General features: G+C 30.0%; 19 protein-coding genes. 7 read left to right on the forward strand and 12 right to left on the reverse strand.

The annotated features are described in order from the left end of the window. Positions 1 to 31: 31 nt before the first annotated feature. Together ACJTHF_RS00760 and ACJTHF_RS00765 are read right to left on the reverse strand one after the other, a co-directional pair. A complete protein-coding gene (locus ACJTHF_RS00760) occupies positions 32 to 3,229 on the reverse strand; it encodes a CDP-glycerol glycerophosphotransferase family protein (protein WP_232156516.1) in 3,198 nt (1,065 codons plus the stop codon). Next, positions 3,226 to 4,464: a CDP-glycerol glycerophosphotransferase family protein gene (locus tag ACJTHF_RS00765; RefSeq protein ID WP_158259729.1), complete on the reverse strand. Its 1,239-nt coding sequence runs from the start codon at positions 4,462 to 4,464 to the stop codon at positions 3,226 to 3,228. Before ACJTHF_RS00765 ends, ACJTHF_RS00760 begins: the two co-directional genes overlap by 4 nt. 476 nt (positions 4,465 to 4,940) lie before the next feature. Between ACJTHF_RS00765 and tagD the strand changes: the two genes are divergently transcribed. Together tagD and ACJTHF_RS00775 are read left to right on the forward strand one after the other, a co-directional pair. Beyond that, the gene (gene tagD, locus ACJTHF_RS00770) at positions 4,941 to 5,333 is read left to right on the forward strand and encodes a glycerol-3-phosphate cytidylyltransferase (protein WP_048542127.1); all 393 of its coding nucleotides are present in this window, start codon (positions 4,941 to 4,943) and stop codon (positions 5,331 to 5,333) included. An 89-nt stretch (positions 5,334 to 5,422) separates the two neighbouring features. Continuing rightward, positions 5,423 to 6,556 (forward strand): serine hydrolase domain-containing protein, encoded by a 1,134-nt coding sequence (locus ACJTHF_RS00775; RefSeq protein WP_107603491.1) that lies wholly within the window; start codon positions 5,423 to 5,425, stop codon positions 6,554 to 6,556. Between the two features lie 27 nt (positions 6,557 to 6,583). Here ACJTHF_RS00775 and ACJTHF_RS00780 read toward each other — a convergent pair whose 3' ends face one another. The 4 genes from ACJTHF_RS00780 to ACJTHF_RS00795 all read right to left on the reverse strand — a co-directional run bounded on the left by ACJTHF_RS00780 (position 6,584) and on the right by ACJTHF_RS00795 (position 11,795). Then, on the reverse strand, positions 6,584 to 8,569 hold the full coding sequence (locus ACJTHF_RS00780) for an acyltransferase family protein (RefSeq protein ID WP_119469783.1): 1,986 nt from the start codon (positions 8,567 to 8,569) through the stop codon (positions 6,584 to 6,586). 191 nt (positions 8,570 to 8,760) lie between these two features. Further along, on the reverse strand, positions 8,761 to 9,813 hold the full coding sequence (locus ACJTHF_RS00785; protein WP_232156518.1) for a glycosyltransferase family 2 protein: 1,053 nt from the start codon (positions 9,811 to 9,813) through the stop codon (positions 8,761 to 8,763). Between the two features lie 4 nt (positions 9,814 to 9,817). Next, positions 9,818 to 10,873 carry a CDP-glycerol glycerophosphotransferase family protein gene (locus ACJTHF_RS00790; protein ID WP_107609530.1) on the reverse strand — a complete coding sequence of 352 codons (1,056 nt, stop codon included), beginning with the start codon at positions 10,871 to 10,873 and terminating at the stop codon, positions 9,818 to 9,820. A gap of 118 nt (positions 10,874 to 10,991) precedes the next feature. After that, the gene (locus ACJTHF_RS00795) at positions 10,992 to 11,795 is read right to left on the reverse strand and encodes an ABC transporter permease (RefSeq protein WP_048542119.1); all 804 of its coding nucleotides are present in this window, start codon (positions 11,793 to 11,795) and stop codon (positions 10,992 to 10,994) included. Positions 11,796 to 12,002: 207 nt separating this feature from the next. On the opposite strand from ACJTHF_RS00795, the gene tagH reads away from it, so the two are divergent. Next, positions 12,003 to 12,797, forward strand: coding sequence for a teichoic acids export ABC transporter ATP-binding subunit TagH (tagH, locus tag ACJTHF_RS00800; RefSeq protein ID WP_058591044.1), 795 nt, complete (start codon positions 12,003 to 12,005; stop codon positions 12,795 to 12,797). Positions 12,798 to 12,839: 42 nt separating this feature from the next. Here the strand turns inward: tagH and ACJTHF_RS00805 are convergent, their stop codons facing one another. The 6 genes from ACJTHF_RS00805 to ACJTHF_RS00830 form a co-directional block, all read right to left on the reverse strand. Beyond that, the gene (locus ACJTHF_RS00805; protein ID WP_078355627.1) at positions 12,840 to 13,907 is read right to left on the reverse strand and encodes an acyltransferase family protein; all 1,068 of its coding nucleotides are present in this window, start codon (positions 13,905 to 13,907) and stop codon (positions 12,840 to 12,842) included. A 122-nt stretch (positions 13,908 to 14,029) separates the two neighbouring features. Then, entirely contained in the window at positions 14,030 to 14,281 is a 252-nt protein-coding gene (locus tag ACJTHF_RS00810) for a hypothetical protein (RefSeq protein ID WP_078355626.1), read from the reverse strand. A gap of 8 nt (positions 14,282 to 14,289) precedes the next feature. After that, the gene (locus ACJTHF_RS00815; protein WP_078355625.1) at positions 14,290 to 14,652 is read right to left on the reverse strand and encodes a hypothetical protein; all 363 of its coding nucleotides are present in this window, start codon (positions 14,650 to 14,652) and stop codon (positions 14,290 to 14,292) included. Continuing rightward, positions 14,615 to 15,757 carry a thiolase family protein gene (locus tag ACJTHF_RS00820; RefSeq protein ID WP_106417887.1) on the reverse strand — a complete coding sequence of 381 codons (1,143 nt, stop codon included), beginning with the start codon at positions 15,755 to 15,757 and terminating at the stop codon, positions 14,615 to 14,617. Before ACJTHF_RS00820 ends, ACJTHF_RS00815 begins: the two co-directional genes overlap by 38 nt. Beyond that, positions 15,739 to 17,148, reverse strand: a complete 1,410-nt coding sequence (locus ACJTHF_RS00825) for an AMP-binding protein (RefSeq protein ID WP_232182516.1) — start codon at positions 17,146 to 17,148, stop codon at positions 15,739 to 15,741. Before ACJTHF_RS00825 ends, ACJTHF_RS00820 begins: the two co-directional genes overlap by 19 nt. An 85-nt stretch (positions 17,149 to 17,233) precedes the next feature. Further along, the gene (locus ACJTHF_RS00830) at positions 17,234 to 18,082 is read right to left on the reverse strand and encodes a WecB/TagA/CpsF family glycosyltransferase (RefSeq protein ID WP_232156520.1); all 849 of its coding nucleotides are present in this window, start codon (positions 18,080 to 18,082) and stop codon (positions 17,234 to 17,236) included. A 230-nt stretch (positions 18,083 to 18,312) separates the two neighbouring features. On the opposite strand from ACJTHF_RS00830, the gene ACJTHF_RS00835 reads away from it, so the two are divergent. From ACJTHF_RS00835 to ACJTHF_RS00850, 4 genes are all read left to right on the forward strand, one after another. Beyond that, on the forward strand, positions 18,313 to 19,554 hold the full coding sequence (locus ACJTHF_RS00835; RefSeq protein ID WP_241958422.1) for an LCP family protein: 1,242 nt from the start codon (positions 18,313 to 18,315) through the stop codon (positions 19,552 to 19,554). Between the two features lie 18 nt (positions 19,555 to 19,572). Next, the gene (locus tag ACJTHF_RS00840) at positions 19,573 to 20,052 is read left to right on the forward strand and encodes a DUF2538 family protein (protein WP_025905460.1); all 480 of its coding nucleotides are present in this window, start codon (positions 19,573 to 19,575) and stop codon (positions 20,050 to 20,052) included. 1,004 nt (positions 20,053 to 21,056) lie between these two features. Then, entirely contained in the window at positions 21,057 to 21,479 is a 423-nt protein-coding gene (locus ACJTHF_RS00845) for a GNAT family N-acetyltransferase (protein ID WP_078355623.1), read from the forward strand. A gap of 119 nt (positions 21,480 to 21,598) precedes the next feature. Further along, complete coding sequence (locus tag ACJTHF_RS00850; protein ID WP_107603341.1) at positions 21,599 to 25,756, forward strand: GW dipeptide domain-containing protein; 4,158 nt, start codon at positions 21,599 to 21,601, stop codon at positions 25,754 to 25,756. Positions 25,757 to 25,902: the final 146 nt, after the last annotated feature.

Raw genomic sequence — 25,902 nt, forward strand, 5'->3', positions numbered from 1 at the left:
AATTACAGCGTCAGTTCTGCTTTTTGTTTATTTAAAATAATTTATCGACTATTTGTTTCGTTGCTGTTCCTTTTTCAAATGAGCAGAATTTTTCATAGAATTTATCATATTTATCTTTATATGATTCATTAACCGTTTCTATATTCTGAATAGCATCAATTAAACTTTCATTGTCTTTTAATAATGGTCCTGGTGCTTCGTCTTCGAAGTTCATATAGAATCCTCTTAAATTATCTTTATAATGCTCTAAATCATATGTGAAGAAGAGTAATGGTTTTTGAGTATTAGCATAATCAAACATTACAGATGAATAGTCTGTAATACAAATATCACTAATTAAATATAAGTCACTAATATCTTCATAGCTCGCAACATTATAAATAAAACCTTCTAATGATTTATCGATAATAATATTATTACTAATAATGATATGAGGTCTTAAGAGAAGTACATACTCGTCTCCAAGTTTTTCTTTCATTTGATGTAAATCTAATTTTAAATTAATTAAATGTTTTTTCGCAGATGATACTTCATCATCTCTGAACGTTGGCGCGTACAATATCACTTTTTTATCTTTAGGAATTGAAAGTTTACGTTTAATAATGTGTTGTTTTTCTTCAATATCACTTTCATTTTCATAGAAGATATCATTACGTGGATAGCCCACTTCTAGCATTTCTTTTTTAAAATTAAATGCAGATTTAAAACAACTTGTTGCGTATGGACTTGGTGAAACTAAATAGTCCCATTGTGAAACTGAGCGATTAATTCTGTCAATATAGCCTTCATCTCTACCTTTAAAGTCATCGACATCATTTAACATTTTTTTCAATGGCGTACCATGCCATGTTTGAATATATGTTGTGTTCTTCTTTTTCTCAATATAATGAGGGAAGTTTTGATTATTAATCCAATATTTAGCGATTGATAAATATTTATAATAACTAGGGCTTAACCGTTTCACTGTTATAACATTTTCATCATCGAATGGGTAAATTTTATTAGATACCCAAACAATTTTATAACCTTTATCGAGCGCTTTAATTTGATCATAAATCATTTTAGGACTATCTGTAACTTGTTTACCTAAATTACTTTCTATCACGATTAATTTTTCATCCATCTTTCCGAATCTTACAAGGAATTTATTCATATAAGACATAATATCAAAGTATTTTTTATGTCTTCTGAATCGTTTAAATACATGCTGTGAAAGAATGTCATATTTCAATGCATCTTTAATGATATTTCTGCGTTTAAATGATTTAGCTTCTTCATATATACGCTGTGAATTGTTTGTATCTTTATATGCTACAAAGTTATTAGCTTTATTGATAATTTGTTGTTCGTTCTTGAAGCCGTTATCAACATAATGGCTTGCAGCTTCTATTACAGCTTCTACATTATCAACAATTCTACCAGGCAGTTCTTTATCAAGATCTAAGTGTGATGGTAATTTACCGATAAATCTATCTCTATCAAATTGATAGTAAATAACTGGTTTTTCTAAGAAACTAAAGTCAAATGCAACACTTGAATAGTCTGTAATCATCAATTTACTTTCTTTAATAAGTAATTGAACATCTACTTCACCTTGTCTAATGACTTTAATGTAATCAGGTATATCAAAATACTCAACAAATGCTTGCATATTTGGATGTAAACAGAATATGATGTCTACGTTTTTTGATTGGGCAATTGTTTTCCATTCTGGTCTATTCAATAAGTCATTATAATTTTGTAGATAATCTGATTCTAGAAGACTATTAATATTTGTTATCCAGTCACGCCATGTAGGTATAATTAAGATTTGATTTTTAACTTCTACGTTTTCCTTAAATAATTCATCAAATCTTGATAGACCCGTAACTTTCGCTTGATACGAATCAAATAATAAATCTCTATTAACGATTTGCTTTTCTCGATTAGAGCTTGTTATAAACATATCAACGTTAAAGTCTTTCAGTTGTTTACCATTAATTTGCGTTAAGTTTTTAGCACCTAACACGCCATGTTGTAAGAAGACACGTTTAGCTCTAATTTTTTTTACATAACTTGCTTCGTGACTTGGGAATAATAATTCTGTGTGATGTGTACTGCAAATTACATCTGCTTTGATCATAACTTCGAAATGTTCTTTTGATTTAAAATCAATAACATTTCCGTATGGTTCTACATTTTTTCGTTCTTCAGAATTTTTATCAATAACATAATATACTTCTTCGTTAGGATGCTCAGTTCTCATGTATTTAAAGAAGTGATAACCGTTATCTTGAGCTTTATATGATTTTTCACCAATTACCCAAACTTTATTTTTATTCAGATTATTTTTGATTAATGTTGGATAGTCGTTCATTAATTTTTTATATGCTTCATAATCTTCTTTTGCGTATTCATTAATTCTAAACGATAAGTTTCTACCCTTCATAGTGAAATATGGTATAGCTGTTTTTACTGTTTGACCAAGATCAATTGATACTTCGCCTTTAGCAAACCTTTCTACCATAATTCTAGGATTACCTAGTTTTACATCAATTACATTTTTAAATTCTTTTACTTTTATATTTAGGAAGATATCAATAATATCTTCTGAGTCAAAGTCATTTGCTAAATACTGCTTAAGTTCATTTAAAATATCAATTTCAAAATCATAACTTGTAGAGTTTAGTTTCTGATATACATTAAATACAGTAGGCTCTAATGGTATCTCAATTACATTTTCACTTAACCTTGAAGTGATTCTTAAATGAGCATATTCGAGTGTTGAATTTTGAATCGAGAACTTTCCTTTTAAAAAGGCTTGTTTATTATTTATGACAATTTTATCTATATGTCTTCTAGCAAAATAAGTAGAAACTGGCAATTCTGGCTTTAATGTAAATTGAATAATGCCATTTTTAGTAATATACGGGGTAATAGTCGTTTCACCATTAATGATTGTTTCGAAGTTTTGAATATAATATTCATATTTTTTTATGTTTATTTTTTGAATGGATTGCGTAATACCATCAGATTGCTCAAGTAGAATAAAGATTGTTTCTCTATCATATTGTGAAAATTTCTCCAAGACTTCATTTAAATTAATTTTAAATTGATTTTTGATATTTGATTGTGGAACCATTATTTCATCAAATTCATTTTTTATATAAACATTTTTAATATTATCTAATGTTTGATCAAACTCGAAGATTAATAATTCACTTTCTTGATAAATATTTAATATTTTCATAGTTCATGAAACTCCTTTTCTTTATCTAGAGTACGAATGATTTTTTCACTTACTCTTTTAGTTGCTTCTCCATCATCAAGATGATTATATTTATGATTAAATGTTTTATAAGTATCTGATTGAGGTATGTCTTCATATTGCATTGATTTAATATAATCAATTAGTGCTTCACTTGTTTCAAAGACAGGTCCTGGTAAGTCTGATTCATATGGTAAATAGAATCCTCTAATATCATTTGCATATTCATCTTTATCATATGCAAAAAATAAGATTGGTCTTCGTAGATTCGCATAATCAAAATAAACAGACGAATAATCTGTGATTAATACATCACTCATTAAGAATAATTCATTAATGTCATTAGCATCTGATAAATCATACACATTTTTATAATCTTCTAGGTTTAGATGTTCTGATACTAAATAATGCGCTCTAATGAGTAATACATATTCATTCGATAACTCTTTACTAAAAGCATCTAAATCAAGCTTCAGTTTAAAATTGTATTTACCAACATCTGTACGATCATTATCTCTCCATGTTGGCGCATACAGTATTACTTTTTTATTAGAGGGAATATCATATTTTTGTTTGAGCTGCTTAATATATTTTTCATCATTTAACTGAACTAAATCATCATTTCTTGGATAACCTAAAGTCAACATCTGTTCTTCTTTTAAATTAAATGCAGATTTAAATCGTTCAGTTGCAGTTTCACTTGGTGATATGAGGAAATCCCATCTACTTGTTTCTTTATTAAAGCCATAAAGATACTCTTCTAGCGTGACATCTGGTATTGAAATAACCGTTTGATCATTAGCTAATTTCTTTAAAGGTGTACCATGCCATGTTTGAATATATAGTTGATTATCTTTCTTTTCTATCTGTGATGACAATCTCGTATTGGCAATCCACACTTTAGCTTTTTGATAGATTTTGAAATATTGCTTTGAATTTTTCTCAACAGTAGCAATATTTAAAGCTCTTAGTTCTTTGTCTAATTGCTGATTGTCAGTTACTACAATATGCTCATAATTAGGTAGATTTTCACTTAAGTATAAATAAAGCATTCTCGGAGAATCTGTAAATGATTTACCATTAAACGATTCATATACAATTGTTTTTTCTATTTTGCTTGAGAATATATCTGAAGTATAATGTTTAGAACGAATTGTAGATAAATGTTTACGAAATTGGGAAATCATATAACTATATTTATATTCCCCACGCTTCATAGCTTTAATCTCCATATATTGAAATACACTTTTTTTAGATGTATTATAATTAATTTTTTTTAACAAAATTGACAAACCATTTCTATTTTTTAGTATAAAGTCAAATTTATAAGGAAATAGAGGATTGAAAACTTTGTTAAAATAAAAAAGTAGTTTCTCTTTATTTGTATTATCAATTTCTTCCTTATTATTAAAATATGTAATCGTACTTTTAAATGAGTTTTCTGTCATCAGAAATAATTTATCTTCCATAAATACTCCTCTAATTCATAATTTACACTAAATTAACATATTCTATTATAATACACTACTGATTTATAAATTTAAACTAATGACTATACAACATGTTGTAAAATAGCTTTTAAAATTAATTTTTATACCATCACCCTTTAAGTTGAATTTACAAACTTTTCAAACTATTTACAATAGTTCCTATATATATTAAGATTAAACATATAAAATAATGAGGTGAAGAAATGCGTAGAGTACTTACTTATGGAACATATGATTTACTGCATTATGGTCATATTGAGCTTTTAAGAAGAGCTAAACAATATGGAGATTATCTAATTGTTGCTTTATCAACAGATGAATTCAATAAGTTAAAAAACAAAAAGTCATATTATAATTATGAACAAAGAAAAATGATGTTAGAATCTATTAGATATGTTGACTTAGTTATTCCAGAGAATAATTGGGAACAAAAAACAGATGATGTAAAGAACTTTAAAGTAGATACATTTTTAATGGGTCACGATTGGGAAGGTGAATTTGACTTCCTAAAAGATCATTGTGAAGTGATATATCTTAAGAGAACTGAGGGTATTTCAACAACTCAAATTAAAAAAGAGCTTTACGGTAATGAATAGGACACAAATATGTGTTCTATTTTTATGACATTAAATGTAATTTTTTTGCATTCATGGTAATATAATGTAAAAAACATCAGGAGAAGATCATGAAGAACATATATAAACTTATATTATGCATAATCGTTGCTTTACTTTTAGTCATATTTAAAGATTTATATCAAATACGATACTATAAAAAAGAACATACAGAGACTCATATCCATAAAAAGCAAATTCAGAATAAAGAAAATCATGAGAAACAAACATTAACTAATGATTTTAACGAATTCGATGAGATAGATAAATACTTAAAATCTAAAGGCTTTAATGGCAATATAACTATTTACAAAAATAACTACTCTGTAATGAGTAAAGCATATGGTTTTAGAGATATTGAAAATGGTGTGGAAAATGATGATAAATCAATGTATCTTCTTGGATCAGCTAACAAATTTGTAACAGGCTTAATGTTGAGAGAGTTAGAAGAACAAGGCGTTATTAATATAAATGACAATGTAAATAAATATATACCTAATTTCCAGAATGTATATCCTATCACTATTAAAGACTTAATGTTACATAGAAGTGGTTTAGCTAAAGCAAACTTCCCACCTACTGTTAAAGGTTTAAATGGTGCTATAGAGCGTATTAAGTTTAATGGTGTTGTACCTCAAAATTATCATAAATATTTTTATAACGATGCAAACTATATCACGATTGCTAAAGTTATAGAAAATGCTACGCATAAATCATTTAAGCAAAATCTTAATGAACTTATTATTAAGAAAGTTCATTTAAAATATACAGCTCGTTATGACTCTAATAACCACCAACAGTATATGGTAAAAGGTTATAAATTAAAAAATAATCAATACAAATATTTCTATCCAGCAACTCTCGATAAATACGATGGTGCTGGAAATATATACATTTCTACAGATGATATGGCAAAGCTTGTTAATCAATTCAAAATGAAACAAATATTAAATGAATCATCTACTGATATTTTACTTTCACAAATTGATACACATATATATCCAAGTTCTTATAGATATGGATTTTACAGATATCCTAATCATCAAAGATATAGAGGTATATTCTTTCAAAATGATTTTGTGACATACTCTAACGATCAATATATCATTTCAATTGCAAGTAATGTATTAAAAGATCATTATCAAAGTGATACGGAGAACATGTTAAAGCATATTTTTAAAGATATACTTAAACAAAAAATGTAAAAATAGAGAGTGGACAAAGTCCACTCTCTATTTTTTAACGACAGATTTAATTTCTTTACCTAAAATAGGTCCGAAAGTTTCTGAATAAGTATTTGTCATATGGTCCATATCTCGATACACGACAATATTACCTATAATAGGTCTATATTCACCATTCACTTTAAAGTATTCAGATGGATCGAATTTTGGTAAATCTTTGTTTGTTTCTGATAGTTTTTTCCAATATGAAGAGTCTTGTTGATTATTTCCTTTATTCATAAGTTTAATTGTTTCTTTTTCACCAGATTTTTCTAGTTCTTCTGAAACATTAAACTCATATCTCGGAATATCTCTTATTGCCATTACTTCAATATTATAATCATATTTAACTTTTAATAATTCATCTACCATTTGTTGTTGAATCTTATCGCTATTTGAGTCAGCTGCTGTAACATGTGACAACACTAAATCAATATCATCAGATTTCTTTAAATAGTTTTCCACATTTTTAACCCATTGTCCTTTTAATGAATTATCATCATAACCAGTAGAGAATCTTGTACCTGATCTCGTGATATTAATCACTCTGTAATCATGCTCTTTAGCCGCTTCAATAACTGCTCCTAACCAATGTTCAGAATGTGAACTACCTACTAAAGCGATTGTTGCTTTGTAGTCCTTTTTCTTACCATAAGTACCAATTTTTAAATCTGATTTTTTTAAACCTTGATTAGAATCGTCTATGTGTGATTGTGGCAAATCATCAAACACATTGGCGAATTCAGGCTTAGGATCATTTTCTTTAATTTTTTGTTTTGAAGTTGCAGCTAATGCTCCTGGATAATCTTTCAATGCTAGCGCTTTGTCGTCAGACATTTTTACATAGGCATTATGAGAAACTAAACCAGCGATTAGAATAATATTAGCTAGTGCAATGATACCAATTCTCTTGAATGCTACTTTATTTAATTCTGCACTTCTAATTGGTGTTTCAATATATTTTGTCGTAATGAATGAAAGTGCAATAGATAATGCAATAATGAGCACTCCTGAAATAATACCTGGTGTTTCTGAAATATTGTATTTATAGAATGATAGTAATACCCAGTGCCATAAGTAAATTCCGAATGAAACCCCACCAAGTTTAATCATGATCGGCATAGATAAGAAGTTCTTAACACCGTATTTAGTATCTTTATTACCTGATAAAATAATCAGTAATGCACAAGTCATTGGCCATAAAGCGATATAACCAGGAAACATCGTTGATACATCAAATATTGCTCCTGTTAAAATTAACCCTATAAGACCAATCCATCCAATAATTTCAGCTGTTAAATTACTAATTTTAATTCTGCTTAAGTTAATACAAAGTAAACCACCTAATGCAAATTCCCACACTCTTGTAAACGTAATAAAATATGCTAAAGGTTGATTTACAGCAGTTAAATAAACTGAGTATGCAAATGACACAACAAATATAAAACCAAGTAAGTAATTGACTAACTTTTTGCCATTTGATAAATCATATCTTTTTATTAGGAACAATACACCTGTAAATAATAAGAACCAAATGATATAGAATTGCCCTTGAATAGACATTGCCCAATAATGTTCAAGTGGACTTTTCATTTGCTGTGCATCTAAATAATCAGTATTACTCAATGCCAATTGCCAGTTTTGATAATAGAACATAGATGAAACGACTTCTTTCATTGTCTTATCAAAAATGGTTGATGGTAAGAAGAATATGCTTAATACCAATATGACTAATATAATGATAAATGCTAGTGGAAATAACCGCTTCATTAATTTAGATATGTATGGCCAAAACTTAAATTCTCCAGTTTTATTGATTGTAGATATAATAGATGTTGTAATCAAGAAGCCAGATACAACAAAGAAAACATCTACCCCACCAGATACTTTACCAAACCAAATGTGGTAAATAGCGACTAATAAAGCCGCAATAATTCTTAAACCTTCAATTTCAGGTCTAAATTTTCTTTCTATATCAATCATATTTTTATTCATTTTTAAACTCCATCTTATATTAGTGTGATATGCAATTATAAATTATATCAAACAATTAACCGATGTAAAGTATGCGTAACAAATATTTAATTAGTGTAAATATTGATTTTAATTATAAATTCATATACATAATACAAAAAACTACTAACAACATTTTACAGTTGTTAGTAGTTTTTAAAATTTTATAATATTTAATGAGATATTTTTTTACTTTTATTTCTGATATTTCTTAAGTTCATTTTTGTCTTTAGTTTCAGTAGCTTAAATTTATAAGAACGATAAGCTTTTTTATCAATTTGCACATCTAAATTACTTGCCACTTCTTTAAATCTTTCATAATTGTAATTCGCAGCAATTGTTAATACGAGCTCTTTCAAGTCTATCACACTATTCGTTTGAAGTTGTTGAACGACTTTTAAATACTTTATCGCTGGATCAATAACATGATTTAAGTTCTCTACTTTCATAAAATTATTTCGAATTAAAAAGTATATGATGAGATAATCCATTCTATAACTATAGTAGTTACTCACTTTTTCTTTTAAACCATTTAAAATGTCCATTGTTCTTTTTCTAACTTCAATGGCATCATTTAAATATTTTTCAATATTTTTGTAACTTGTCGCTACTATAGAATCTTCAATGCCTATGTTATATAAGTAAGCTGGATCATCTAATATTGTAATACGACTCTTTGACCAAGCTTTTAAATTAAAGGTATGCTCTTCACAAAAAGTAATATCTTCATCAAATCTAATATTTTCTAATATCTCACGTTTATACAATTTACCATAAGGACCTATAGACTGCGTAACTTCTGGTGTTAAGTTTAATGTCGTATGATCCACAGCTTTTAAATCATTGTAAGTTTGAATCGTCCTAATCTGATCACCAATTAAATGAGAAACTTTACCGACAACGATATCTGTATCATTTCTTTTTATCGCATCAATCATCTTGTCGATAATACCTTCACCTAATTTATCATCTGCATCACAAAACATAATATATTTACCTTTTGCGATACTAATGCCTTCATTTCTCGTTGCCGCAGCACCTTTATTTTCTCGATTTACAAGTACAATATTAGGATTATTAATTTTGCTAATAACTTCTGCACTATTATCTTTAGATCCATCATTAATACAAATGATTTCATGCTCATAATGACTTTTAATTGATTCAATGGTTTGCTCTATTGTTTTTTCTGCATTATAAATAGGGATGATAACACTTACTTCCATATTGTTAAGCTCCTTTGTTTATAAAATCAACTAACTTTTGAGTTGCATCAAAGTTTGTATACTGATGCCACATTGGTTTAATTTTATTATTCATTTTATTCAGATTCACAAGTTTATAAAGTGTTGCTAAATCATAAGCTTTGTTCTCTTTCGTCATTTCATAATAGTGTTGATTGAGTCCCCTCATTTCATCATACTTTGCTTCATCATAACTATAGAAAATAATCGTCTTATTTAATAGTGCGGCTTCAATACTTAATGAACTATAATCTGTAATGATGATTTCTGCCATTTCAACTAGATCTTGTATATCTCTCGGATCTGAATCATGTGAAGTAATGCTTGGATGTAATTTAGTCACAAGTTCGTATTCAGGGCACATCTTTTCAAATTTCTGTTTATCTATCGTATGAATTTCATTTGTATAGTCTCGATAAGTAGGAACATATAAAGCTATTTTTTTAGTTTTATTAGGGTACTCATGTTTATCTTTATATTGGTCTAATCTTGGTAATCCAAATGGTAATATTTGATTGGGTTTGGCATCTAAACTTTTAATAAAGACGTCTTTCATAATATCTGAACTTACTAAATAATAATCTGTAAAATGATAAACTGATAAATAATTTTTTATCAGTTGTTTATGCTCAAGATTAATACTTTTATCTTCTAATCCAAATTTTTTCAAGGCACCGGCAGCATGCCAAGTTTGAATAACTTTTTGTTCTGGTGTTTTGCTGATACTGCCTAATAATAAATAATATGTATCGATAATGATTATTTTACTACTTTTAATTGCTTTTAACTGTTGCAAGACATATTTATTACTTAAATTAATCACTTTATCTACTTCTAAATCATTCAAAAAATTAATCCACTTTGGATGTGCAATAACTGTAATATGATATTGTTCTTTATTTAACGCTTCGATAATAGGTAACACATCTTCTTTAAAAGTCATAAATACCACGACATTTTTACGTTTCACATTACTTTTAAATAATTTATTAAATACAAAAATTATAGAAAGATAGACTTGTTTAATTATGTTTCTTACCACATTGACACTTCCTTACGTAAAATTTACTAAAGTTAAAAAATTGACCATGAGAAGCTCTAAATTGAGATAAAGGCTGAGACAATCATCGATGTCTCAGCCTTATCATTTATTAATCATTTTAAATAAAGTCAGCAAATCTTTGTCTAAATCTAACATGCAATATTGCACCTACTACAAAGAATAACACTGTCACACATATATTATAAAGTAATAATTGCCAATGATCTATGAAGTACCAATTATCATATAATATTGCCGCTCTGTAACCTTCTGCAAAAAAGAAAACTGGATTTAATTTCATTATCATTTCAATCACTGAACCTTTATCAGGTACCCAAAGAATTGGCGACATGTAAAATAGCATTCTCAAAATAGCTTGCATTGCCATTTGTGTATCTCGAATAATAACACCTAAAGTTGACGTTAATAATGAAACTGAAAATGCAAATAAATACACTAAAGGTAAATATATAAATAATTGTAAAATATAAATCGAAGGTATAATACCAGTTGGTATACATAATAAAATAATAACTAAAACTAAAATAATATGACCATAAAATCTACTTGTTAAAACATAAGCAGGTATTGCTGACAACGGAAAATTCATCTTTGCAACTTGATTAAACTTAGTGCCTATTGACTTAGTCCCTTCAAGTATACCTTGGTTTACAAAGAACCACATACTAATACCGACTAATAAATATAAGATAAACGGTACACCATTTATCGGAGCATTCTGACGTATACCAAAACCAAATGCAAACCAATATACAAATATTTGTAGTATAGGATTAATAAGCTCCCAAGCTAATCCTAAATAATTATCATGATTCGAAATTTTTAATTGGAATTGTGCTAATCTTTGAATCAAATAAAAGTTTTTGACGTGCTCTTTTATTACTGTAAAAACAGCATGCATGAATATCACTCTCTCGCTAAGACATTTATAACTTAATCTTTAATATAGCATCAAATGAGCATAGATGATATATTAAACTTTAGGTTAATCTCGTAATTATAGAACATATATAATTTACATGATTCTAACAGAATTTACAATAAATTTACTAAACTCATAAAATAATGCATAATAGAACTGTTAATAATTATAAGGAATGAAGTACATATGAAAGAATCAGTTATCATTAATAATCTAACAAAAGAATATAAAATTTTCCGTAGTAATAAAGATAGATTAAAAGATGTGTTTTTACCAAAGCATCAATCACAAAGATTTTTAGCGCTGAATGATATATCATTCACTGCATACGAAGGCGATATTATCGGTTTAGTAGGTATTAACGGATCAGGAAAATCAACATTAAGTAATATTATCGGTGGCTCACTACAACCAACAGGCGGTATAATCGAACGCCACGGCGATGTTAACGTTATTGCAATTAACTCTGGTTTAAACACTCAATTAAACGGTATAGATAATATCGAATACAAGATGTTATTACTTGGTTTCTCTAAAAAACAAATTAAAGAACTTACACCTCAAATTATAGAATTCTCTGAATTAGGTGAATTTATATATCAACCTGTTAAGAAATATTCAAGCGGTATGAAATCTAAATTAGGTTTCGCAATCAATGTAACCGTTGATCCTGATATTCTTGTTATTGATGAAGCATTATCTGTTGGTGACCAAACATTCACTAAGAAAAGTTTAGACAAAATGAATCAATTTAAAGAAGCTGGCAAGACTATTTTCTTTGTCAGTCACAATATAGGTCAAGTTAAAGATTTTTGTACAAAAATAGCTTGGATTGAAGGCGGCATACTAAAAGATTTTGGTTCTACTGAAGATGTACTTCCAAAATACCAAGCATTCTTAAAAGAGTTCAACAAAAAGTCAGCAAACGATAAAAAAGCTTTTAAAGACGAGTTAGATGCTACACGTTTTTATTTTAAATAACCAAAAGCACGTCACCTCCTATAATGAAGGTGACGTGCTTTTTTATTCTACTCTATAGTTTCCTCTAATCATTGAGTTAATAGAATTTCTTCCAATTATAAATCTAGAAAGTGGTAAAAATGAAAGAACAACTGCTAAACCGACACTTAACGATAATGCAAAGATATACGTTGCAATATTATACATAAAGAATTGATCTATAAAATGAAATGTATATTTTGCCATGTAATAGACCATAATTTTATGTGTTAAGTATATAAAGAATGATATTTCTCCAATAAAATATAAAAAGCTAATATTAAATTTAGACAGCTTTTTAGAAATGACTAATATAAATATAAACGCTAATGAAGAATATAATAAAATGTCATAGCGATTAGATTGAACGACTGTTACATCATTTTGATAAATTGAATAAATAACTAAAAGTGTTACGGCAGCTAAACTTCCTACTAACCACATAAACTTCTTCTCCACAAACGTTAGAACTTCATTGTAGTACCTACCTAAGTAATAACCAAATACAAAATAGAATAACCAATAAAGAATATTCGTTCTATGGAATAACGGGTAAAATTCATTCCACCAATTCGTATACGCATCATTATCATACATTAAATATGAGTGCGCCAGACTGATTACAAAGCTGATGACCAGCATAACAACTGGATTTGCTTTGCTTAATGCTTTATGGAAGATTAAATGTAGAATATAAAATTGGAATATGACAACGACAAACCAACCATACCAATTCCCAATTAATAAATTTTCTTTAAACAACTGCCAAAATGTTTCTTCATTTCCATCAACTTTATACTTTGTATACACATAAAATGTTCCAATTGAAAAATATGGAATCATAATATATTTAAAGCGTTTGACTAAAAAATTTTTCGGTAATTTATCTTTATAAACCATAGAAATCAACGATTCTGACAAAATAATAAAGCACGGCGTCGCAAACAAAATTAATATTTGAAATGTTAATACAACCATGCGATTATGATCTTGTAATTCTATGTCTCTCAAGTAATTTGATAATATATGCACTGCTACTATAATTAAGCAAAATATTGCCCTTGCATAAGTAATTTCATGTTTTCTATTCATAAGTACTCCAACTCACAATTTTTTGTCACTTATGAAGATTACATGATTTTAAATTAATTGTAAAATAATTATATAATCTGTTTATAATTAAACTTTTGTTAGAGATAAATTAAGTACGTACTTTATTGCTTTTCAATCATAATCTTTACCATCCCTTGTGCATTGATACATTTAATCTTATTATCCTGCAAAGATTTTTCTAATGTTTCATCTATATAAATTGGATTTTTGTATCTTACAGTAAAATGTTGCCACTCCACTTCTTCTAACAACCATTCACATACAAGTTGCCCTGGTACAATTTCTTGATGAATCGGATTTGAATCATGAATAATAGATAAATATTGATTAACAAGACTAATATCAAATTTCATACTATACCTCACTTTCCAACGAATGTTTGGTTGAGCCTAGTGTATATGTCATCTCCGCTTTTAATCGTTAAACTAAATTCGTAAATCGTAAACGACTTCACTTTTTTTATTTTCTCATTTTTTAATTTTGCTTTATAAATTGTATCAACATCCAATGCTTTAAACTGTTCAACTGAGGTTTCTTTTAAGTAAATCTCTTTTTCTAAAAAACGTTCAAACAATGAAAATTTTGGCCATATACTTGCTAAATACAATACTGGTACAGAAGATGCATTCTTTTTTATAGTAAGTGTCTGTTTATATGCTTCAACCTCTTCTTTGTTGAAAATAACCTCAATTATTTCGATGCCATCTTCTAAATAATGTTGCATGTCCCATGCCTCCTCCTATTCCCATTGTTGCTATCGATGTCTCAATATCTTTCATATGATATAAACGTGTAACGAGGCTTGCACCACTAGCTCCATATGGATGTCCAATAGCTAATGCGCCACCATACAAATTAAATTTATCGTCGGGAATATTTAACATTTCTTTTGAAGCAAGCACTTGAGAACTAAATGCTTCATTAAATTCAACACAATCAATTTCTTTCATTGTTAATTGTGAATTTTTCAATACACTTTCTACAGCAGGTACTGGTCCTATACCTAGTAATCTTGGATCAACACCTTTTACAGAACTATTGATAAATTCCAATCCTTCATGATAACCTAAAGCAGTCGCTTTTTCTTTACTCATAATTAAAAGTAAAACCGCACCGTCATTTTTCATACAACTATTACCTACTGTTACAGTTCCATCTTTAATAAGTGGTTTTAAACGTGATAACGTTCTTAAAGTTAATTTAGGTTTAACGCCTTCGTCATGTTGGATCCATTCATTCCCTACTTTAATCGGATAAATTTCATTTGATAAATAACCTTTTTCCATAGCTTTTATTGTCTTTTGATGGCTATTGTATGCAAATTCGTCCTGACTTTCTTTAGAGATTTGATAGACTTGTGCAACATTTTCAGCCGCTTCAATCATTGAAGGATCTTCTCCATCAGGTGCAAATGAAGCGCGCTCAAAAAATTCAGGTGCGTCATAAACTGATTGTGGTCTCTTGATTTTCCAAGGTGCTCTACTTGTACTTTCAACACCACCAGCAATATAAACTTCACCAGCACCTGCTTGGATCATTCTACAAGCATACGTTACCGCTTCTAATCCTGCACCACATTGCCTATCTATTGTGACACCAGGAATATCAATTGATACACCAGCTTCTAGCAATGACTTTCTAGCAATGTTCCCTCCATTACCTACTATGTTTCCTAAAACAACATCACTTAAATGTTCAAGTGCTTCAGCATGATCAGCAAATAAATATTCATATAAAGGTTTCAAGAGCATTTCAGGTTCTAAGTGTTTAAATACCCCACCATATTTACCAAATGGCGTTCGTTTTGCAGCTACAATAACTGGTTCCATGCTTCTCCTCCTAATTCATAAATAGATTTCATCTTATATCTCGCTATCTTCCCACTAAATGTATATTTCATCTTTTTAACCCGTATCATCTGAGATGGTATTTCATAACGACTTAATCCACATGCTAATAAATACTTTTTCATGCTTAAATATTGCAAATGATCCTTACCTTTATATAATAAAATTGCTATTTCACCAAATTTATTATGTTGCTTACTTATAATAATTGCTTCATCAATAATATCTAGATTTAATAGTTTTTGCTCAATAATCTCTGGATACACGTTTTTACCACCAATTATTAAACGGTCACTTTCTCGTCCAAATAATCGTAGTTCTTGGTCTGCAGAAATTGATGCCCAATCACCTATTTTAATCCACTCATCATGGACTTCTTCATTCAAATAACCACTAAATGTCATGTCACTTTTGACATATAATTTACCTATATCATTTTCATCTTTGTCTTTAATTTGAACTTGAACAGATGGAAATAGTTTACCTACAGATTCTGAATCAGCTTGTCCATTGATATTGTAGCTTATAAAACTCGCTTCAGAGCTACCAAAGAATTCAATTAAATCAATATAAGGATACTTATGCTTAAATTTTTCAAATATTTGAGTAGATAATTTTGCACCTGATGAAAAAATACTTGTAACACTCATTAAATGAACGTTATGATTCAATAAACTATATAGCATTGTAGGTACTATAAACATCGTTTGATTTTCACTAAATTTATTGATTAATTTATTAAGTACTTGAGTATTAAATTTCTTTTGCCCAATAAACGTTCTACCTGTACATAATGTATAAATCATAGCGTATAGTGTTAAAGAATGTGCATGTGGACCAGGTGCTATAATAATGTCTGTATAACCCTTAAGTAAGCCTTCATTATATTTAAATGATTGAATCCAAGATTGATGATTTCTCATATAAGCTTTAGGTATGCCTGTCGTCCCAGAAGTAAATCCAATATGTAAAATATCTCGTGGTAATGATGTATTACTTTCTATTTTTCGATACGTAACTTTACTACTGTCATCTACTAATAATGGAATATGATATAGCGTTAACATTTCATTCGTTTTCTCTTCAGATATATAAGGATCTAGGACACATGGTATGAGTTCACACTTTAAAGCTGCAATATACCATTTTATAAACTGAATGGGGTTTTTCATCGTAATACCAATCATAATATTCTTTGGATATTGTATTAACGCTGTGGCAATTTTTTCAGATTCTATCATTAAATCGTTATAAGATATATGCATCTCATCAATATACATTGCAATTTTATCTTCATTTGTTATTAATTGTTGATTTATGAGTTCCAGTACTCGCATTACAAAGTCACCTACTTTTATTGTTACCTCCATCATAACATTTAGTTAACAATTAAATAGCTAAAAATCCTCATAAAATAAAACACCTTAATGTTAAATTTCAACATTAAGGTGTTACTATTTATCTATTCTTCATATAATCATATTTATTCTTTTTAGGTGTACATGATTTTTGAAATTGAACTTCTTTTAAAAACATTGGAATTTTAAGTGCTCTATTCACACGTTTCAAATCAGTTATAATTCTATATAACCATTCTAAATTAAGTTTAATAAACATTTTTGGTGCACGCTTAACATTTCCACTTATAACATCAAACGAGCCACCCACACCCATCATTACCGTGTGTTCAAAATGATGACGGTTATAATAAATCCAATCTTCTTGTTTAGGAAAACCCATTGCCGCAAAAATAAAGTCTGGATTAAATTTCTTAATTTTCTTAGTTACTTTATAATCTAGTACATGTTTATATCCATGTTTATGATCAAACGTAATATTAGGGTATTGTTCTTCTAGAATTTTACGAGTCGCTTTAACGCCTTCTTTAGAAGATCCTAATAAGAATACTCTCTTGCTACTTGCGTTTGCAATATTCAACATTTCTTCCATTAACTCTATTCCCGGAACACGTTCTTTTAATGGTGTATTTAAATATTTAGCTGCTTTAACTATACCAATTCCATCTGGTACAATGTAATCTGCATGTTTAATACGTCGTTGATAGTGATTATTACTATAAGCATAATGTGCAATTTCAGGATTAGCTGTTACAATAAATAAATTATCATTCGTTTCCTGATTTACAAAATATTTAATACGTTCTACCATTTCATTTGCCGTCAGGTTTGCAAATGGCAAACCTAGAACATTAACGGTTGGAGGCTTAATCACATCATACGAATTCTCTCTATTTAATTCTATTTGTTCACTAATACTATTTAAATCTTTTTCTAGTACTTTTGCCATTTGTCTCACCTCTCATTCTTCACTATAATTTACACCATTTCCATAAATTTTACAACAAATTTACATTCTATATTTGATAAGTAGTACACATAATTCATTTAAATTGTTGAATTTTACTTGTATAATCATATATGATGTATAATATGCAAAAATAGATATTTCAAAACACAATACGAATAGAAGGGTAAATATATAATATGAAAAGATTCGCAAAAATAGGTTTACTTTTGATGTCAATAGTACTCATGATTCTACCCGTAGTATTTGGACTCATGCTTTATCTTGAAACTAAAGGTGCAATTAATGATTCATTTCTTGATTCTAAAAAAAGCAAATCATCTTTAAGAGATAAACCAGTAGATCCTAGTTTAGATCATGTATCGGTATTATTTTTAGGTGTCGATGATAGTACATCAAGACGTGAAGGTGGTCAAAAGGCTAACCAATCTCGCACTGATGCTATGATTTATACAACTTTTAATAGAGATAAAAAACAAATACGTATGGTTAGTATTCCACGTGATACATTAAGTTATATACCAGCCGTAAAATATTATGATAAAATCACGCATGCTCATGCAATAGATGGGCCAGAAGGTTCAATGGAAAGTGTTGAAAGTACATTAAATGTTCCAGTAGATTACTATGCAAGAATTAATATGGAAGCTTTTGTTGAAGTTGTTGATGAACTTGGTGGTATTGAATATAACGTACCGTTTGATTTAAATGAGCCAAACACTGAAGATAAAGGTCGAATTAAAGTCAAAAAAGGTAAACGTAATTTATCCGGTGACGAAGCGCTTGCCGTTGTTCGTTCAAGAAAACAAGATTCAGATTTAGAACGTGGTAAACGTCAAATGGAAATGATTAAAGCCATTATCAAAAAAGCTCAAGAAACAAATTCAATTAATAAATTAGATGACTTAGTTAAAATCGTTGGTAAAAATGCGAAACACAATTTCTCATTTGAAGATATCCAAAACTTAGCAACGACTTATTCATCAAGTAAAGTAAAAATTAAAACCGAGCAAGTTACAGGAACTGATGCTAATTTTAATGGTGTCTACTTCTTCAATCCTGACTTAGATAATTTATTAGAACTGTCTAATAAACTTAGAAAAGACTTAAACTTGCCTAAGACTAAGAAAACAGAATTAATGAATTATTTGATGATTCAAGCATATGGAAATCTAACACCTTATATTGAAGTATCTAAGAAAAGTCTAAAGAGTGGAAACACATCTATTAATAGCGATTCAGCTGAAACAGTCGAACCTGCTATAGAGCCTGATACTGAAGAATCAACTCAGCAGCAAACTGAACAACCGTCTGAGCAGCCTGTAGAACAACCTATAGAACAAGCGCCATCACAAGAAGTACCTCAACAAGAAGTACCTCAACAAACAACACCAGATCAAAGTGGTCAAGCACCGGATCAAAGCGCTCAACAACCTGGTCCAGAAGTTTACTAGGAAAGGAGGCAAATTATGATTCAACGTAAAACATATGAAAAATATGAACAAATCAATACAATGTTTGATGCACTTGAAAATCAAATTATTCATTCTGGAGATTTGTCTCACTTTAGACAAAATTTGTACTATGTTAATCACGAACATCATGAGAATTATGAAGCGTTATTACTATACTATAATCAAGCAAACAACGATCCAATTGTAGATGGCGCTTGTTACATCATTGCCATCCCAGAAATATTTAATGTTATCAATATCTTTGATAACCCCTTACCTTTTTCATGGGTATATACAGAAACAGGTTTAACAGAAGAAATGAAATCATTAAGTGTTCATTTACAATATCTAGTAGCAGCAGCACTAGAAACAAGCCAAATTCAAATATTTACACCGAGCGGATATACAATGGGTATGACAAATTGGAGTATTCACCAATTAAGATTATTCTGGCAATATACCGCAATCGTTAGAAGACAAGCAGTTCAAACAATATAAATTAAAAGCTGATCCATATAAAATGGTTCAGCTTTTTTGTGTGGACATGAATAATATGGAACTAATTGAGAATATGTAGCGTGAATGTTACTAAATTGAGATGACTTGCAACATACGGAGCTTCTATGTTGCTTGTTCGGGATGTCTTGCAATATTCAGTCCTCCTATGTTGCTAGTCATGCCTCACTTGCAATGTTCAGACCCTCAATGTTGCTAGTCATGCCTCACTTGCAATGTTCAGACCCTCAATGTTGCTAGTCAGCATCGTCTTGCAATATTCAGACCCTCAATGTTGCTAGTCAGCATCGTCTTGCAATATTCAGACTTCCTATGTTGCTAGTCATGCCTCACTTGCAATGTTCAGATCCTCAATGTTGCTAGTCAGCATCGTCTTGCAATATTCAGTCACCCAATGTTGCTAGTCAGCATCGTCTTGCAATATTCAGTCCTCCTATGTTGCTAGTCATGCCTCACTTGCAATGTTCAGATCCTCAATGTTGCTAGTCAGCATCGTCTTGCAATATTCAGACCCTCAATGTTGCTAGTCAGCATCGTCTTGCAATATTCAGTCACCCAATGTTGCTAGTCGGCATCGTCTTGCAATATTCAGTCACCCAATGTTGCTAGTCGGCATCGTCTTGCAATATTGGTGATGTCTATTTATCTTGTTTAGTCAGTCTTGATAAATACAACGTCCCTATTTATCTTGTTTGATCAGTCTTGATAAATACAACGTCCCTATTTATCTTGTTTGATCAGTCTTGATAAATACAACGTCTCTATTTATCTAGTTTTGTCTGTCTTGATAAATACAGCGTCCCTATTTATCTTGTTTAGTCAGTCTTGATAAATACAGCGTCCCTATTTATCTTGTTTGATCAGTCTTGATAAATACACCCCTATATTTACCAACTATTTATTATTTCTTGAGTTTTTAATTTACTACACCAATTAGAATAAACATAATGTATAATAAACTGAATCAAAACTATGGAGGTTTCACAATGATTAAAATTGCAGAAAGCCAAAAAGACATACAAGATGGGTTAAATATTAGAAAAACTGTATTCGTTGAAGAACAAGGTGTTTCTATAGATGCAGAGATAGATGAATTTGAAAATGTTTCTAAGCATGTTGTTCTATATCACAATGATAAACCAGCTGCGGTAGGTCGTTTTAGAAATTATAAAAATGGCTATGCGAAAGTAGAGAGAGTTGCCGTTTTAAAACCTTATAGAGAATTTGGTTACGGTAAAGATGTGATGAATTTTATTAATCAAAAAGCTAGCGAATATGGATATAAAGGTACAGTACTTAATGGACAATCACACGCTAAAGGTTTCTATGAAAAATTAGGTTATAAAACTGAAGGTGAAGAATTCTTAGAAGAAAACATTCCTCACTATTTTATGAAATTAACTTTTTAGATAAATTATTAATATCTCAAATATTAAAGTTACATTACATTTCTAAAAAAGTTCATCTTTTAACATCAAAAAGCCTTATACTGATTATAAATAAATACCTATACAAAAGGAGATTGTTTATGGATAAAAAATTCTATTACAAAACACCCGCACTTGTAGCAATGACTTTAGCAGGTACTACCCTTGTATCACATCAAGTAAATGCAGAAGAACAAACCACAAACAAAGAAAATAAAAACATCATTGAACAACATGATAATGCTAGTCAGATTCAAGATGAACAAAAAGAATTAAAAAGCCAATCTTTAAACGTTTCAGGTACTAAAGAATATAAAGATCCATCTATAATTGATGAGCCTAACCAAAAAGTAGAAAATACAACTAATGAATCAGTACAGCCTATTTCTAATGAAGTAGAACAAGATACTGATGTAGCTTCTACTGAAGATAATTCTGAAGTTACGAATAACGACGAAGTTTCTGAAGATACTACTCAACCTACTTCTAAAGAAGAAGACCAAAACACAGATGTAACTTCTACTGATGCTAACTCTGAAGTTACGAACAACGACGAAGTTTCTGAAGATACTACTCAATCTACTTCTAACGAAGAAGATCAAGATACTGATGTAGCTTCTACTGAAGATAATTCTGAAGTTACGAATAACGACGAAGTTTCTGAAGATACTACTCAACCTACTTCTAACGAAGAAAACCAAAACTCTGATGTAGCTTCTACTGATGATAATTCTGAAGTTACGAATAGCGACGAAGTTTCTGAAGATACTACTCAACCTACTTCTAACGAAGAAGATCAAGATACTGATGTAGCTTCTACTGATGCTAACTCTGAAGTTACGAACAACGACGAAGTTTCTGAAGATACTACTCAATCTACTTCTAACGAAGAAGATCAAGATACTGATGTAGCTTCTACTGAAGATAATTCTGAAGTTACGAATAACGACGAAGTTTCTGAAGATACTACTCAACCTACTTCTAACGAAGAAGATCAAGATACTGATGTAGCTTCTACTGATGATAATTCTGAAGTTACGAATAACGACGAGGTTTCTGAAGATACTGCTCAATCTACTTCTAACGAAGAAGATCAAAAAACTGAAGTAGCTTCTTCTGAAGATAATACGGAAGTTAATAACAACCAAGAAGTTTCTGAAGATACAACTCAACCTACTTCTAATGAAGTAAATCAAGGTACTGATTTAACTTCTACTGATGATAATTCTGAAGTTACGAATAACAACGAGGTTTCTGATGACTTAGCTCAGCCTACTTCTAACGAAGAAGATCAAAAAACTGATGTAGCTTCTACTGAAGATAATTCTGAAGTTACGAATAACGACGAGGTTTCTGAAGATACTGCTCAATCTACTTCTAACGAAGAAGATCAAGATACTGATGTAACTTCTACTGATGATAATTCTGAAGTTACGAATAACAACGAGGTTTCTGATGACTTAGCTCAGCCTACTTCTAACGAAGAAGATCAAAAAACTGAAGCGGCTAATAGTACGCAAAATGCCAAAGTTCAATTAGAAACTGCTAGTGTTCAACCACAAGTTAGCACTTTTGCATTTAGATCTGTAAGTAGTGCGCCTGTTGTTAAAAAAGCTGTCTCTACTACATCTAGTTCTTATAGTCCTACAGTAAGTTCGTCAATAAATAATCAAATTAGAAATAATAATTATGCAGTTCCGACATATGTTGAAGATTTTTCAAGTCATATTCCAAAAATTCCATATCGTAATGGTGTTGGTAAACCTGAAGGTATTATTGCACATGAAACTGCAAATCCTAATTCAACAATTCAAGGCGAAATTGCATATATGAAAAACAACTATGAAAGTGCATTTGTACATGCCTTTGTAGATGATAATAATATTATTGAAGTTGCGCCAACTGATTACTTAGCTTGGGGTGCTGGTGGCGTCGCAAATGAACGATTCATACATGTAGAATTAGTTCGTGTTTATGGCGGAGATCGTTTTGCTCGCTCTATTAACAATTATGCAGATTATATCGCAACTAATTTATCATATTACGGCTTACCATTTGATAGTGCTGAAAATGATGGTACTGGTACTTTATGGTCTCATGATGCTGTTTCAAAATATTTAGGAGGCACGGATCATAGTGACCCATATGGTTGGTTTGCTGAAAATAATTATACTTTTAATGAACTTATAGATTTAGTGCGAGAGAAATATTTATATAAAACAGGTAGTGTAACTCAACCCACTACACCTGTAGTTTCTAAGCCTAAGCCGACTACACCTGTTGTGTCTAAACCTAAACCTACTAAACCTGTAGTCTCTAAACCTAAACCTACTAAACCTGTAGTCTCTAAACCTAAACCTACTAAACCTGTAGTGTCTAAACCTAAACCTACTAAACCTGTAGTGTCTAAACCTAAACCGTCTACGCCTGTAGCGAGTCCTGCAAAAACAATAGTTGTTAACTATAAAGGTAAAGTTAATACAAATGCATCAGGTGTCTATAGTTCAGTTTATGATACTAAAACTAAATCAGCTGCTAACAAAGTTGGTAAAACATTTAATATTGGTAAACAATCTAACTATAACAACCAAGTATATTATTTATTACAAGATAATAACGGCACTCCTTTAGGTTGGGTGAAATCTAGTGACATTCAACTGCAAAACAATACTAAAGCAACGCCGAAACCTGTTGCTTCTAACACTGTGAAACCTAAAGCAACGCCGAAACCTGTTGCTTCTAACACAGCGAAACCTAAAGCAACTCCGAAACCTGTTGCTTCTAACACAGCGAAACCTAAAGCAACTCCGAAACCTGTTGCTTCTAACACAGCGAAACCTAAAGCAACTCCGAAACCTGTTGCTTCTAACACAGCGAAACCTAAGGCAACTCCGAAACCTGTTGCTTCTAACACAGCGAAACCTAAGGCAACTCCGAAACCTGTTGCTTCTAACACAACAAAAACAAATGCAGTTGCTAAAACGGTTCGTGTTAACTATTTAGGTAAAGTTAATAAAAATATCTCTGGTGTATATACTTCTGTATATGACCAAAAAACTGTACCTGCAATCAACAAAGCAGGAAAAACATTCAAGATTGGTAAACAATCTACTTATAATAATCAAACATATTATCTACTTCAAGATAATAATGCCATTCCATTAGGATGGGTGAATGCTAAAGACATTCAATTACAAAAAGTAGCAACACAACCAAAAGTTGTTAATAAACCAACTGTCGCTCAACCTAAAAAGACAAATGCTATAAAATCAAGTGCTGTTAACAATCAGCCTATTGCTTTAAAAGAAAACTATCAAAACTACTTAATTTTTGATAACAGTGGATATTTCTATAGTGAACCTTCAGTATCTAAAAAAACATTACTAGGTTCATTACAAAACTACCAATATTCATACTTTAAAGTTATTTCATCTCAAAAAGTTGGTAATGAATTATGGTATAAAGGTTTATTAAATGGTAAAACTGTATGGATTAATGCTAAGTATTTACAACTCGCTACAGAATCAACAAATGTTTCAACTAGCCCATATACGTTAGATCAAGCTGTCGATATTCAAATGGCATTAAGAAATGGTTCTGAACCTAAAAAAGTATTAGCAAGTGGTATTAGAAATGCTACGAGAGCTGAAGTTAAAGATGCTATGGATACAAGTAAATATGTAAATGACCCAGTTCAAAAATATCAATTTTTAGACCTAAACAAGTCTCAAAATATTTCAGCAACTAAATTAAATGAATTGTTACGTGGTAAAGGGATTCTTGAAAATCAAGGTAATGCCTTTAGCCAAGCAGCAAAAGCAGTAGGCATTAATGAAATATATTTAATTTCACATGCGTTATTAGAAACTGGTAATGGTACAAGTGATTTAGCTAATGGCGGATCAATCGACCAAAATGGTAATGTTGATTTAAATGCTCAAACAAAATATTATAATATGTTTGGGGTTGGCGCTATTGATAAAAATGCATTATATGGTGGTATTAAATATGCACAACAAGCAGGATGGAACACACCTGAAAAAGCAATCTTAGGTGGTGCTCAATTTATAGCTAATAATTACATTAAATCTGGACAAAACACACTCTATAAAATGAGATTTAATCCGCAAAATCCTGGCGTTCATCAATATGCTACAGGCATAGACTTTGCTAAGTCTAATGCAAAACGAATTAGCGACTTCTATCAACAGATTCAAACAGATGGCCAATATTACGATGTTGATCAGTATAAAGCATAATACTAAAGTTCAAACGAATGCCTTTCATAAGGCATTCGTTTGATTTTATAGTATTAACAAAATAAAATTATTTGTACTTTTGAAAAATTTAATTTATAATCTACATTTCAAGCAAATTGTAGATTATCGTTTTAGGGGAGCACTTT

Origin of the sequence: Mammaliicoccus sp. RAM2 (assembly GCF_045897195.1) — a bacterium.
Lineage (GTDB): Bacteria > Bacillota > Bacilli > Staphylococcales > Staphylococcaceae > Mammaliicoccus > Mammaliicoccus sciuri.

Excerpts from the sequence above, each read along its gene's own strand:
- ACJTHF_RS00775 (WP_107603491.1), top strand. The coding sequence starts at position 5,423 with ATGAAGAACATATATAAACTTATATTATGCATAATCGTTGCTTTACTT.
- tagH (WP_058591044.1), top strand. The coding sequence starts at position 12,003 with ATGAAAGAATCAGTTATCATTAATAATCTAACAAAAGAATATAAAATT.
- ACJTHF_RS00850 (WP_107603341.1), top strand. The coding sequence starts at position 21,599 with ATGGATAAAAAATTCTATTACAAAACACCCGCACTTGTAGCAATGACT.
- ACJTHF_RS00815 (WP_078355625.1), bottom strand. The coding sequence starts at position 14,652 with ATGCAACATTATTTAGAAGATGGCATCGAAATAATTGAGGTTATTTTC.
- ACJTHF_RS00765 (WP_158259729.1), bottom strand. The coding sequence starts at position 4,464 with ATGAAGCGTGGGGAATATAAATATAGTTATATGATTTCCCAATTTCGT.
- ACJTHF_RS00785 (WP_232156518.1), bottom strand. The coding sequence starts at position 9,813 with ATGGAAGTAAGTGTTATCATCCCTATTTATAATGCAGAAAAAACAATA.
- ACJTHF_RS00805 (WP_078355627.1), bottom strand. The coding sequence starts at position 13,907 with ATGAATAGAAAACATGAAATTACTTATGCAAGGGCAATATTTTGCTTA.
- ACJTHF_RS00760 (WP_232156516.1), bottom strand. The coding sequence starts at position 3,229 with ATGAAAATATTAAATATTTATCAAGAAAGTGAATTATTAATCTTCGAG.
- ACJTHF_RS00835 (WP_241958422.1), top strand. The coding sequence starts at position 18,313 with ATGTCAATAGTACTCATGATTCTACCCGTAGTATTTGGACTCATGCTT.
- ACJTHF_RS00780 (WP_119469783.1), bottom strand. The coding sequence starts at position 8,569 with ATGAATAAAAATATGATTGATATAGAAAGAAAATTTAGACCTGAAATT.
- ACJTHF_RS00830 (WP_232156520.1), bottom strand. The coding sequence starts at position 18,082 with ATGGCAAAAGTACTAGAAAAAGATTTAAATAGTATTAGTGAACAAATA.
- ACJTHF_RS00820 (WP_106417887.1), bottom strand. The coding sequence starts at position 15,757 with ATGGAACCAGTTATTGTAGCTGCAAAACGAACGCCATTTGGTAAATAT.
- ACJTHF_RS00810 (WP_078355626.1), bottom strand. The coding sequence starts at position 14,281 with ATGAAATTTGATATTAGTCTTGTTAATCAATATTTATCTATTATTCAT.
- ACJTHF_RS00795 (WP_048542119.1), bottom strand. The coding sequence starts at position 11,795 with ATGCATGCTGTTTTTACAGTAATAAAAGAGCACGTCAAAAACTTTTAT.
- ACJTHF_RS00825 (WP_232182516.1), bottom strand. The coding sequence starts at position 17,148 with ATGATGGAGGTAACAATAAAAGTAGGTGACTTTGTAATGCGAGTACTG.
- tagD (WP_048542127.1), top strand. The coding sequence starts at position 4,941 with ATGCGTAGAGTACTTACTTATGGAACATATGATTTACTGCATTATGGT.
- ACJTHF_RS00845 (WP_078355623.1), top strand. The coding sequence starts at position 21,057 with ATGATTAAAATTGCAGAAAGCCAAAAAGACATACAAGATGGGTTAAAT.